This is a genomic window from Chryseobacterium sp. HNCC26DJ241 (assembly GCF_057180505.1).
The window spans coordinates 175,419-188,089 of sequence record NZ_JBXUGL010000001.1 but is presented as its reverse complement, the minus strand read 5'-3'; the positions used below and the strand labels follow the sequence as shown (position 1 = coordinate 188,089).

The 12,671-nt window shown below is 30.0% G+C and carries 11 protein-coding genes; 3 read left to right on the top strand and 8 right to left on the bottom strand.

Features of this window, described 5'->3' with window-relative positions; genetic code table 11:
* Positions 1-151 precede the first annotated feature (151 nt).
* Together AC2A1C_RS00875 and AC2A1C_RS00870 are read left to right on the top strand one after the other, a co-directional pair.
* Entirely contained in the window at positions 152-895 is a 744-nt protein-coding gene (locus AC2A1C_RS00875; RefSeq protein WP_484022555.1) for a hypothetical protein, read from the top strand.
* On the top strand, positions 877-1,059 hold the full coding sequence (locus AC2A1C_RS00870) for a hypothetical protein (protein ID WP_484022553.1): 183 nt from the start codon (positions 877-879) through the stop codon (positions 1,057-1,059). The genes AC2A1C_RS00875 and AC2A1C_RS00870 overlap by 19 nt, the downstream gene beginning before the upstream one ends.
* Positions 1,060-1,142: 83 nt before the next feature.
* On the opposite strand, the gene AC2A1C_RS00865 is transcribed toward AC2A1C_RS00870, so the two are convergent.
* Positions 1,143-1,460, bottom strand: a complete 318-nt coding sequence (locus tag AC2A1C_RS00865) for a DUF6370 family protein (protein ID WP_484022552.1) — start codon at positions 1,458-1,460, stop codon at positions 1,143-1,145.
* A gap of 104 nt (positions 1,461-1,564) precedes the next feature.
* Here AC2A1C_RS00865 and AC2A1C_RS00860 point away from each other — a divergent pair, with 104 nt between their 5' ends.
* A complete protein-coding gene (locus tag AC2A1C_RS00860; RefSeq protein WP_484022550.1) occupies positions 1,565-2,353 on the top strand; it encodes a TIGR00266 family protein in 789 nt (262 codons plus the stop codon).
* 46 nt (positions 2,354-2,399) lie between these two features.
* Here the strand turns inward: AC2A1C_RS00860 and AC2A1C_RS00855 are convergent, their stop codons facing one another.
* The 7 genes from AC2A1C_RS00855 to AC2A1C_RS00825 all read right to left on the bottom strand — a co-directional run bounded on the left by AC2A1C_RS00855 (position 2,400) and on the right by AC2A1C_RS00825 (position 12,629).
* Positions 2,400-3,233, bottom strand: a complete 834-nt coding sequence (locus AC2A1C_RS00855) for a hypothetical protein (protein ID WP_484022549.1) — start codon at positions 3,231-3,233, stop codon at positions 2,400-2,402.
* A gap of 194 nt (positions 3,234-3,427) precedes the next feature.
* Positions 3,428-4,150, bottom strand: coding sequence for a LytR/AlgR family response regulator transcription factor (locus tag AC2A1C_RS00850; RefSeq protein WP_484022547.1), 723 nt, complete (start codon positions 4,148-4,150; stop codon positions 3,428-3,430).
* Between the two features lie 293 nt (positions 4,151-4,443).
* On the bottom strand, positions 4,444-5,643 hold the full coding sequence (locus tag AC2A1C_RS00845) for a T9SS type A sorting domain-containing protein (protein WP_484022545.1): 1,200 nt from the start codon (positions 5,641-5,643) through the stop codon (positions 4,444-4,446).
* 256 nt (positions 5,644-5,899) lie between these two features.
* Complete coding sequence (locus tag AC2A1C_RS00840; protein ID WP_484022543.1) at positions 5,900-8,548, bottom strand: T9SS type A sorting domain-containing protein; 2,649 nt, start codon at positions 8,546-8,548, stop codon at positions 5,900-5,902.
* A 184-nt stretch (positions 8,549-8,732) separates the two neighbouring features.
* Entirely contained in the window at positions 8,733-8,900 is a 168-nt protein-coding gene (locus tag AC2A1C_RS00835; RefSeq protein ID WP_484022541.1) for a hypothetical protein, read from the bottom strand.
* Between the two features lie 101 nt (positions 8,901-9,001).
* Positions 9,002-9,736 carry a LytR/AlgR family response regulator transcription factor gene (locus AC2A1C_RS00830; RefSeq protein WP_484022539.1) on the bottom strand — a complete coding sequence of 245 codons (735 nt, stop codon included), beginning with the start codon at positions 9,734-9,736 and terminating at the stop codon, positions 9,002-9,004.
* The gene (locus tag AC2A1C_RS00825) at positions 9,705-12,629 is read right to left on the bottom strand and encodes a sensor histidine kinase (protein ID WP_484022537.1); all 2,925 of its coding nucleotides are present in this window, start codon (positions 12,627-12,629) and stop codon (positions 9,705-9,707) included. The genes AC2A1C_RS00830 and AC2A1C_RS00825 overlap by 32 nt, the downstream gene beginning before the upstream one ends.
* Between the last annotated feature and the right edge of the window lie 42 nt (positions 12,630-12,671).

Genomic DNA, 12,671 nt, shown 5'->3' with positions numbered 1-12,671 from the left:
TTTTTAGAGGAATATATGCAACAAAGACCTAGTAAATAGTATATTCTATTAAAAAGTTACCGCAAATTCTAAAATCACGGTAATATGTGATGAAAATATCTAAATTTAATTTTTACATTTGTTGAAATAATAATACCCTAAAACTTAGCATATGAAAAAAAATCTATTTATTTTATTACTCTTTTTTGCATCTTTTAGCCTATTTTCACAATCTTATACGCCTCTTTTGAAAGAAGGAAATAAATGGTGGGTTTATTTTAGAGAAGGATATTGCGATGTTTGTTATCCTCAATATAAAGGCTATTATATCTTTATAAATGGCGAGACTACAATTGATGGTGTAGTTTATAAGAAAATTTATTCAAATCTATATTTTATAAACCCATATGATTATAACGGACCTCCAAATTCTCCAGGATATTATACTAATAATCCTGATGTTTTTGAGTGTCTGATGCGTGAAGATACTATTAATAGAAAGGTATATTTCTTAGATGCAAGTACCAATACGGAAAAATTAATTTATGATTTTGCCGTGCAAAATGACGATGTTTTTGAGAGTAATTGGAGATGGGAGAATAATTATAATATTCCAATTACTATAGATGATATTGTATATGGATCTGTGTTTGGAAGAGAAAATGTTAAAACTTTTAAAACTCTTCGAGGAAATATCTACGAAGGAATTGGTTCACAATCTGGTTTATTTTCTATGCCTGATAGCATACCTTTTGAAATAGGAGCTTATTGGTTGGACTGCTTTGAAGATACTTCAGGAAAATCTTGCAATAGTCAACTAGTTTTGGCAACTTCAGAAAGTTCTCTTGACAAAAATTTAACCTTGTATTATTCCAAAGAAACTCAGGATTACAAAATATGGGTAATCCATTATTAGATTATAAAATTAGTTTTTATGAATCTACAGGTCGTTTGGTAGAAGAAGTTCAAACTAAAGGAAAAAAGGCTTTCACTTTGAAGAATACTAGTAAAAACAATATTCTTTTTTATACTATTACAAACCAAGGTAGAACTTGGAAGGGAAAACTAATAGTCTTTTAATCAGTTTATAAATTTTACATACAGGAAATTTGAACTATGAGTCAAATAAAAAGAGCTGCCTTTTTCAGGCAGTCTCGTTTTTTTTATGAATTTGAATGAAGTAATTTAAAATACGAAATCACAAACTTATCTCCTTTAATTTTTCCAATTACTTTGGCTTTTCGTATTCTGTTGCAAAATCCTGTTTCAGCATGTGCATCACCATGATCATCAATTCCGGTTCCTTCTACAAAATAAACCTTTCCATCAATTTTTACTGCTAGATCGCACCCTTTTTTTTCATTTTTATGAAACATACATTGTCCACAAGCAACTTCCACAATTTGCTTTTTTCTTTCACTTTTTTGTGAAAAAGCAGACATGGAAATAAAGAATGCAAGGAAAGAAATGATTACTTTCATATTTTGAAATAAATTAATTGCTAAAAAAGTTTCAGCAAAAATACTCAAATTGATGAAATGTAACAGAAGCACTAAATTTTAAACTAATATAAATAAAATAAACAATGAGAAATCACGAAATAGACTACAAAATTTATGGAGAGGAACTCCAATGTGTAGAAATTGAATTAGATCCACAAGAAGCGGTCATTGCAGAGCCAGGAAGTTTTATGATGATGACGGAGGGAATTCAAATGGAAACTCTTTTTGGGGATGGAAATAATAATGGCGGTTTGATGGGAAAACTTTTTACAGCAGGAAAAAGACTTTTGACTGGCGAGAGCCTTTTTATGACTGTTTTTACCAACACTTCAAATGAAAAAAGACAAGTTTCTTTTGCTTCACCTTATACCGGTAAAATCATTCCTTTAGATTTGTCACAATATGGTGGTAAAATTATTTGCCAAAAGGATAGTTTTCTCTGTGCAGCAAAAGGCGTTTCTATAGGAATTGAATTGCAGAAAAAATTAGGAACCGGACTTTTTGGAGGAGAAGGTTTTATTATGCAAAAATTGGAAGGTGATGGGATGTGTTTTGTCCATAGCGGCGGTTATGTTATGGAAAAAGAATTGCAAGCAGGAGAAATTCTGAAAATAGACACAGGCTGTATTGTAGGGTTTACCCAAAGTGTACAATATGATATTCAATTTGTGGGAGGTATTAAAAATACACTATTTGGAGGAGAGGGTTTATTTTTTGCTCAATTGAAAGGTCCCGGAAAAATATGGATACAGACATTGCCAATCAGTAGGTTAGCAAGTAAAATTTTACAATTCGGAAGTGTGGGTGATAGAAGAGAAGAGGGAAGTGTTCTCGGGAAATTAGGTAATTTGTTGGATGGTGACGGATTTTAAGAATTTGTAATAAATAAAAAGCCAGTCAATTTGACTGGCTTTTTATTTAGTAAGATGTGCGCCCCCAAACTGAGGAAACCTTATCATTCCATGATTTTCTCCACCACCACCAGCCTGAAAGGGTGTAATTAGTTAAATTAGGAACATAAAATCCATAATTGCCGGAGCCTTGATAGAAACTAAGAACATGACCATTGAAGCAATCATGCTCATATAAGCTTAATTGAGTAAAAGCTAAAAAAGGTTTTGTACAAAGCAAAGAAGACATTTGGTCATTATAAGCAGGTCCTACCGAATGAGTTTGAAAATAATTAGTATTCAATTTTCTTAATCCTGTCATTTCTGTATTAAGCCATGCATGATAATAAAAATAGAAATTTCCCACTCCTGAAAAAGAATAACTACTACAAGAACCTTTATCAGATTTATTTCCCTGAACAAGTTTACCCCCTGATATTTTTTTCAAATAAGCGTCTTGCTCTTCTTGTGAATCAAATACTTTAACATCTATTTCTTCATCTGCATATGATTGATCTATGTTATTTATAATTTCTTCTACATTATCTGTTTTAGTATCTGCCATACTTGGAAAAAGTAGATAAGCAGGACTGTCTTCTCTGTCAAAAACTTCTTTTGCTTTTTCTACATCTCCGGCAACATCCAAAACATCAGTATCTTTTTCTCCATATGCTACAGCATACGTTACACTGAATTTTTCTCCTTTGTATTCATAATTATGAGTAACTTTTGAGGTGTACTCTCCTTTAGACTCTCTTTTGTTCCCAGTAGGATTTTTGCTGGAACCTGTCTCAAGGTCTTCATTCTGACAGCCTATAAATAGGCTGATAACACTTGCGAATAGTAAAAATCGTTTTTTCATGATAAATAATATTAGTTGTTTGTACTTCAAAAGTACTTTAAATGAATTAAATTATAAACTTAAAATTTGTAAGTGTAGAAAAAAAATCAATAAGTGTGGATGATTTGTAAGTAATTGTTACTTTTTTTAATTTAAAATCCCAATTTTTACAAATTGGGATTTATATTGTTTATTTTAAGTTAAAATTTTTTAAATTAACTTAATAAATGTAATGCTCCTATAAATTCTTGTTTTTTTCGTACAGATACATCTAAAGTAGTGTTATCAGTCATTATAACCTGCCCTCCTTTTCCTTTAATATATTCTTTAAAGTGTTTTAAATTGATTAAATGCTTATTATGAATTCTAAAGAAATCATTTCCATTGAGTTGGTTTTCAAATTCTTTTAAGCTTTTGGAAACTACTATTTTAGTTTTATCCGTTAGATAAAAAATAGTGTAACTTGAGTCGGCCTCACATCGGATAATATCCATGATATCAATACGTTTGAATCCTTGTAAGGTAGGTAAATTGATTTTATTTCGAGTAAAATTACTCATCAATGGATATTTACTTTTTTCGATATTTTCTAAAACTTTATTTACAGTTATAACAAAATCTAATCTTTTCACAGGTTTTAGAAGATAATCTGTTATTCCGTTTTTAATTGCCTGAATAGCAGATTGCTCTATGGCAGTAACAAAGATGATTTGGGATTGGATTTTTGAAAGTAATTTGAATATAGCTATATCTGTAAGTTCAATATCCAGAAATAAAATATCCAGTGAGTTTTTGGTGAGATAGATACAGGCTTCTTCTAAACTGCTTGCCTGAAAAGCAATGTGAAGTTCCGGAAATTCTCTTTTTAATAATACAGTAATATGATTTTCTTCTTTGGGATTTTCATTAATGATACATACTTGTGTTTTCGATTTCATAGTTATATGGCGTTTTTATTAGTTTTTGTTTTTATGCCATCATTTCTGAAAAAGATAATTGCTTTAAAATATTTTATGGATAAATATTTGTTAAAATGCAATTATGGCTCAATTTATATAATTTTTTTCAATTTTACAATTTTTATTTAGTATTTTTTTAATTTCATTTAGAATTGTATAGTATTTGGTTAGAATTTGATGGAAAATAAAAATATTAAAAAATCAATCTTATTCTTTAGAATCAAATTGATTTTTTAATAAATATTTGTTATTAAAGGAATTATACTATGACATCAATTCTCAGTGGAAAGAATTTTCTTACTATCTATTAATTTTCCGTCTACAATTAGCTGATAGATATAAGCACCAAAGCGAAGACCTGTAATATTAACATATCCATTTCCTTTTTCTTTTAATGAAAATAATTTTACAAGTTGTCCCGAAGTGTTATAAATTTTTATGGATGCACTTTTCGTATCATTTGGTAGATAATATTTTATTTTAGTTTCGCCATTTGCAGGATTAGGAACATTTTGATATAGTTTGGCTTCTTCAAATGAAATTTTTAATTCTTCACCGTCCTTTTTCTGCAGAAGATTTTTTAATTCGTTTAATTGTTGTTTAAGCTCATTTACCTGTTCCTGCAAATCTTTTATAATTTGATTATCTTGGTTTGTATTTTTGTATATCTGTGTTTTGGCCACTTTTACATTTCCATCGGTATCGATTACTAATGCATTTCCTTCACCTTGCGGTAGATCTTCAAGCCGAACAGTTCCTACAGTATGGAAATTAGCAGTTGGAGCAGTGGTTCGTATTCCTACCATTTGATCCTGAATAAACATGGTGGAAGTACTTGTTAGTCCAAACATCATAGAAAAAGGTATATCGTTCGTTAGTTTAGATCCCCAACCTGTCCCTGAACCAAAAACAAAAGAACGATTACCTGTTGCAATTAAATCAATTCCAAAGCCTCCGGAATATTCAGAACTTAAATCAACACCCACTCCTAAAGCAAACTGATTATGATTTCGGATAGTATTTACCCATCCCAATGCTACCGATTTACTGGCTCCATTCAGAACGGTATTTCCTTGTCCTGCTACAATATTGGCGCCCCCACTTTCTAACAGATTATTTTCCCACCCACTAACTAAAGAACTGTTGGCATTATATCCTAATTTATTGCTCGCTCCTGTTATTATACTTCCTTTGGTATTTGCAGTATTAGAATTATTTATGCTTTCCACTATAAAAGATCCTTTTTCATTTAACAAAGCTTGTCCCGGATTGGTAGATGATGCATTGCTTTTAAAATATACAGGCAAATTATTTAATGAGCCCAAAAAATTACCATTGGTAATGGTATTTCCTGCACGTAGCCATCCGCTATTCGTTTGTGGCACAGCAATGTTGCTTTTTGAAACTGATTGGCCAAAATAAAAAATACTTGATACCATAAAATGTGCTAAAAGAAATTTTGTTGTTTTCATAACTTAATGTTTTTTAAAGGTTTATGCAACAAATATATAGAACCAATAAATATTATAAGACGATTAGTTAGAATTAGATGAATAATATTTAGAATTCGATAAATATGAATTAGAATTTCTATTTAATAAAGTGTTGCAAAACATGAAAATACGTTGCTACAGATATTGCAAAACAAAATTGTACAGATATTATTATGATATAAAGAACAATCCGGTTCAAAAGAACCGGATTGTTTGGATAATAAAGTTTAAAAAATTAATGTTTTACTATTAATTGTAAAGATTTTCTTTCACCATTAGTAGTAATTGCGACTACATAAATTCCGTTCTGTAAGTCTGATGTTGAGAATTTTATGGTATTAGCTCCTTCTTTTAGATACTCTTGTTCCACAGGAACTTTTACAATCTTTCCATACGTATCTGCAATCTGAACTGTAATGTGGTTGTCTTTTATCAACTCAAAATCTAAAGAAGCATAGTCTGATGCAGGATTTGGAGAAAGTTTAATTTCACCTTTAAAAATAGAATCAGAAGTATCGGAATTTTCATCTTTGCAATTTTTTCCATCTTCGCAAATAGGTTCACCTTTATTTTCTTCTTTATCATTTACAGATACCAAAAAATTACAGTAGCTCCCATATTTTTCATCGGTTTGATCCGAAAGTCTTTGTGATAAAGCAAAATGGTAATTTTGTACCATATCTGTTTCTTTTTTTAATTCAAATGAAAGTTTTAAATTTCTGTATTCATTTGGTTCTAAGTTGATATTATTCAGCTGTACTTTTTTAATATCAGTAACTTTTAATTCATGTGTTTTACGATTTATAATTTCGACTCCTTGTGATATCGCTCCTGCATTTAGCCATTTTTCCCATAATATTTCGTCCAATGTAAGAATAATGTTTCCAATTTCTCCAAATGGTTTTTCGGGTTTAGAAATTTCATCAAGATAAATGTTGAATTCTTTTGGCTCACGTGTAGAATTACTTACAAATATGGAGCCTGATTTTCTGCTAAATTGATTTTGTCCAGATAAGTTGATGAATGATGTATTTCTGGTAACAATATTGTTGTTGTTTTGTACATTAGTACCTATCGTATTAAATCCCGTCAGTTCCGGAATTGAAATATCTTCCACAATTCTGCCAAGGAAACAGATTTGAGAATGGTTTCCACAATCGATAAGATAAGATGGAGTCCATAAAGCATTAATTATATATTCTTGGCCTGGTTGTAAAGGAGGAATCACAAATCCATCATTATCATAAGTGGAAGGAAAATTTACATCACCTGTAGTAATATTCTGATATTGATTTAATGCAGTATTAGGAGTAGGAAATGCCGTTTTAATCTCTCTTCCGACTGCTATATATGTTCCATTGTTATTAATATAGGTGCTTCCATCCCAAGCTGATGGCCAAGGTTCACCTCCTGTTGTGCCAACAGTCCAGTAAAGTTTAGCATGTTTATATGTTGTGGTAGCTACTGCACCAATATTTTTAACCCTAAAACGTAATAAATTGCTATGACCAGTAGCACAATCCACATTTTCTGGAGAATAATTGGCTTCAACGGATAAATTGCTATAAGTAGCTCTGTTCCATAAATCTCTGCTATTCCAAATTTGAGAAAATCCCAAAATATTGGTATTAGGTTCGGTACCTGTATCTACTGGTGAGCTAGGCATTCCGTCATCATCTCTTGCCATAAGATCTGCAGGATAGCTTGCTGAAATGTAATCTTCATTCTGTATTTGATCGGGTAATGTTTTGATGAGTATATCTTCTTGATTAATATTATCCCATATAGTATAAGAAGGCATTTTAGAGAAAGAAATTTCTGGAGTTACAGACAGGTTGTTGATATTTATAAAACCCAACCAAAAGTCATTATTAGTAGTTTTATTACTGGAAACATAATATTTTCCATTTTTAGCTTTTTCAATTTGAGATTTATTGTAATAAGGATGAAATTGAAAAGTTATTGAGCCCGTATCTAAATTAAGTTTTCCTATTCCCTTATGGGAATTGCAAAGTAAAATTGTATTGTTGTTTAAAAATTCCACACCGGAAACATTTCCAATTTCACCACCATTACCATCATTATTAAATGAAGTATAACTAATATCATTTGCATTTAAATCCATTGTAAGTACTCCTATTCCTTTTCCGTCATACGTAGCATATTGCATCAATGGACCTTTACCGATTGTTCCCCAGACAAGTTTATATCCGTTATTATCTTCATATAAATCCAATTCTGATATTTTATCTCTGGGAATTTGCAGCGATGTACTGGAATAAGGCATTATTCCGTTTTGAGTGATTTTATATTTGCCCATTATAGTAGTAGTATTTAAAGGACCACCTGATTTGTTTGACCCAAATGCGAATAAAAATCTTGATCCATCAGATCTTAATTTACTAACAGCAATCCCGATATACGAAGAGTCGCTATATTGGGTTGGTACTGAACTTACAGAACCTACCTCAATAGCTTGTGTACTCATATAAAAGTATGATCCAATTTGTTCAACCTGATAATATACAAGTTTAGGAGATTGATTTACATAAGCTATTGTACCAATAATGTAAAATTTATTAGGAGAATTGGGAACTTTTACAATCTGTATTTCTGTACCGGATAAATATATACTACCTATTTCATTATTGCTATTATCATAGACATGGCCTTCTTTTATATAAAACAATAAATTTCCATTCTGATCATATGCTGAATTCGTTGCCGGATAAGGCAAAGTATTCGATAACAATGATGAAGATAAAAGAGTGGGATTTTGACCAGATATGTCATACATATTAGGTGGAATAGTCCATTTCGGTTGCTGCGCTTTAGCAAAGAAAAAAGCAGATAATACAACTGCCAAAGAAAGAGTTTTTTTCATAAGTTTTTTTTTTATAGTTAAACAGTTACAAGATTACCGGAACTAAATACAAAAAACCACTTATAATGTATAAACGTAATTGTTTTATGAATAAGCGTGTATTTTTTTATGAAAATTATTACATATTAAAAAAACCATCTCTTTTAGGGATGGTCTTTATCAATCGAAGTAAATGTCCTTAAGATTATGGAGCTAACACTCTACAGACTCCATTAACGCAAACCATTCCTTGTGGGCAGTAAGGAGTTCCACCAATTGGAGCACTATAACATTTTAATAATCCACCTTTTACCTGTTTTTGCTGTTCTCTACCAAGTTCTTTGCTGTTGGCAATTTTTAAAATCTTTTTCATAATAAATTGAATTTTTGAATACTACTACAAGAATATAACAATATTCAGAAAATGCCTATCAGAAATGAATAAGTGTATCAGTTATCCATATAACTGTGACATTATCCCAATAATTGCAATACATCCATAAATTCCTGTTTTTTACGTACAGAGATATCCAAAACAGAATTATCAGACATAATTACCTGACCGCCCTTTCCTTTTATATACTCCCTGAAATGCTTTAAATTAATAAGATGCTTATTATGTATTCTGAAAAAATTATTTCCTGTAAGTTGGTTCTCAAATTCTTTCAAATTTTTTGATACAATTATTTTAGTTTTATCTGTCAAATAAAAAGTGGTATAATTAGCATCTGCTTCGCAACGGATAATATCATCAATATCTATTCGTTTGAAGCCTTGTAAAGTAGGTAAATGGATTTTATTTTTTGCTGGTAAATTAAAAGAAAGAACCGTTTTATTTTTTTGAATATTTTCCAAAGCCTTTTTTACGGCAATCATGAAATCAATTTTTTCAATGGGTTTCAAAAGATAATCTGTTGCACCGTTTTTAATAGCTTGAATAGCATATTGTTCAAAAGCAGTAATGAAAATAATCTGTGAAGAAATTTCCTTGAATTTTGAAAGCAAGTCGAATGCATTACCATCAGCAAGCTGAATATCCAGAAATATAATATCGGGAGTATTTTTAATAAGGTACGTATAAGCATTTTCTACACTTGCTGCTTCAAAGACTATCTCTAATTCCGGAAATTCTTTATTCAGTAAAAAACGAATATACTCTCTTCCATCCTGCTCATCATCAATGATACCTATTTGTAGTTGTGTTTTCATAAGGTGATATATAAAGTTTAATTTGTGTTCCTTGTTGTTGTTTTTCTAAAAGATTATGAATTTCTAATATGATGTTTGTATTGAATAATTGTTTAAAAGTGTCAATTCTTTTTTGTGAAAGCTTTACACCAAATGAATTTATTTTCTTTGTTAATTCGGATTTGTCTGTAAAACCAATACCATTATCTTCAATACTGATGCAAAGTGTGGAATTTATGTATTCAAAAGTGATTTTTATATTTCCTTTTCTGTCTTGCAAATTGGAGATGCCATGCTTGATAGCATTTTCTACAAAAGGCTGAATCAATAATGACGGAATTACACTTTCCGGATTTACCTCTTTTGCCACATCAATTTCATAATCAAACAAATTTTTCAAACGAAGTTTTTCCATATCCAGATATAGGGACAGATAATCTATTTCTTCTTTTATGGGCATAAATGTTTTTTCTGAATAATACAATGTTTTCCTGATCATTTTGGAAAATGCACTCAGATAATTGTCAGCATTCTGATAATCTTCTTTGCAAAGCAAAAACCGAATAGAATTCAAACAATTATAAATAAAATGTGGGTTGATTTGTGCTTTAATAGCTTGAAGCTCCAATTCTGCTATCTTTTTTTCATTTAGAGCATTTTTTAGTTTTTTGTTACGCTTTTTTTGGGAATAAATATTAAAAATAAATAATAAGCACGCTATTACTAACAATAAGATAATTAGCTTGAACCATAAAGTTTCCCAAAATCGTGGCTTTATCTCAAAAGCTAATTGTGTGTATTGAGAAGACTGTTTTCCATTATACCCCAATCCAAATACTTTAAAAATATATTTTCCCGGAGGTACTGAACTGAGAATAATTTTTGAAGAATTCGTGGTTTGCCATGTATTGGCAAAACCTTCAATTTTGTATTTATAACTTATTTTTCCCTGAGATGCATAATCCAGAAAGCTGAGATTAAAAATAACATCATTATTAGGTGTCTTACCAATTAAATTGTGAGTAAAATCAAAATGTTCTTTTCCGCCAATAATTGCAGAATTGATAATCACTTTTTTATTAATCATCTTTTCTTGCTCAAGCAAATTTTTTATAGAAAAAATTCCTAATCCTTTGGATGTTCCAACATAGATGGTATCATTTCTTATTACACATCCGGCTACTGCATTAGAAGGAAGACCATCAATCTGAGTAAAATTTTTAATCAAAAATTTATTATCCTTTAGTTCAATACGGCTTAATCCTGAATTGGTACTTGCCCAAAATACATTTTCATTCTCTATTTCTATTTTTTTGATCTGATTGGCGATCAATCCGTCTTTTGCTGTAATGGTTTTCAGAGCCTTTTTTCTGTCAAAAAAAACAATGCCGTTAAGATTGGTAGCTCCTACAAAAAGATCATGCTTCAGCTTTTTTATGTCTGTAAAATAGTAGTCCCTTAAAAATATTTTTTTTGATTTTGTTTTCAGATCAAGTTTATATAAATCCTTGAAACCGCCCATAAATAGGCTATCTTGTGTATACGATAAAGCAGTATAGATTCTTTCTTTAGTCAAAATTAACCGGGAAGAATTTTTAATATAATCATAAATTGTAAGTCCACTTATGTTGCAAATAAAGATGGTATTATCATTTCCTGCTAAAACATTTTTCAATCCATGGACTTTCAGAATTTTATTTTTGTGATTGACAAGATTATATATGAGTATATACCCATTTGCTCCAAAAATGGCAACTTTATCATCAACATAAACTGATTTGTTTTCAAGTTTTTTATCTTTTACTAATGTAATATCTTGTATGGTTTTGTAATTGTAAATTCCACCGGAAGACTGATTGTATCCCAAAACAACATATTTTTGATTTCCTGCAATTGCAGAGATAAAGGACGAATTGTTTTTGATAGGAAGAGTAATATAATTTTTGAAATAAGGTTCAGCTATAAAAAAAATTCCACTGTTTCTGGAAGAAAACCACACATTATTGTCTTTATCTACTAAAATATCATTGATAATATAATCGTCAAGTAATTTGATCGGAGTAGCCAAATAAGCCCTATCTTCCAAAAGAGACTGATTAAAATATAATACTCCACCATTTTCCAGAGATACCCATAGTTTATTATTTTTATCTATAAATACCTGATAAACACCTTCTTCTACGGTATAAGAATATATTTTTTTGAATTGATAAGGATTTTCAAGTTTATAAATATTAATTGTTTTATCCTTCTTGAAGACAAATACATCATTTTTATAAGTTAAGTAACCTTCATTTGGCTGTAGGTTTGGACTGCATATCTTTTGTTTTCTTTTAATAATATTATAAGCTACAATTTGTGCTTTTTCATTCTCTAAATACAAAATATTCGTACGAAAATCAAATCTTAAAGGAGTAAAAAGTTTATTCGGTAGAAATAAAGGAATTTTATTTATTTTTCCATTTTTATAAACGAAAATACTCTTAACATCTTCACTACTATACATATATATTTCTTCACCATTAGGAGTAATAACAGGCAGAGCATTGTCAAACTGTATTTTTTCGAGTTCTTTATTATAATCGGAAGTAATGATCTTATTGTTTTTGATATAAGCAAAACCATTTAGAAAGGGAACAACGAAAATTTCTCCGTTGGACAAAGGTATACCTGCTAATATATCAATGTTTTTAAGTCCATCTTTTTTATCATATTGGACAAATTCTTTTCCGTCAAATCTAAAAAGACCATTATCACTTCCAATCCACATGAAACCTTTGTTGTCTTGGTGTAATAAGTATGTATTAGAACTATTCAGTCCATCTTCTTGATTATAATTGATTAATCCCGGAATTTGAGAAATAAGCAAGGATGAGATAAAAAATAAAAAAAATGAAACTATGTTTTTCTGCATATTTGAAAATAAAGCATAAAAATAAAGAATAAGAATATGAAT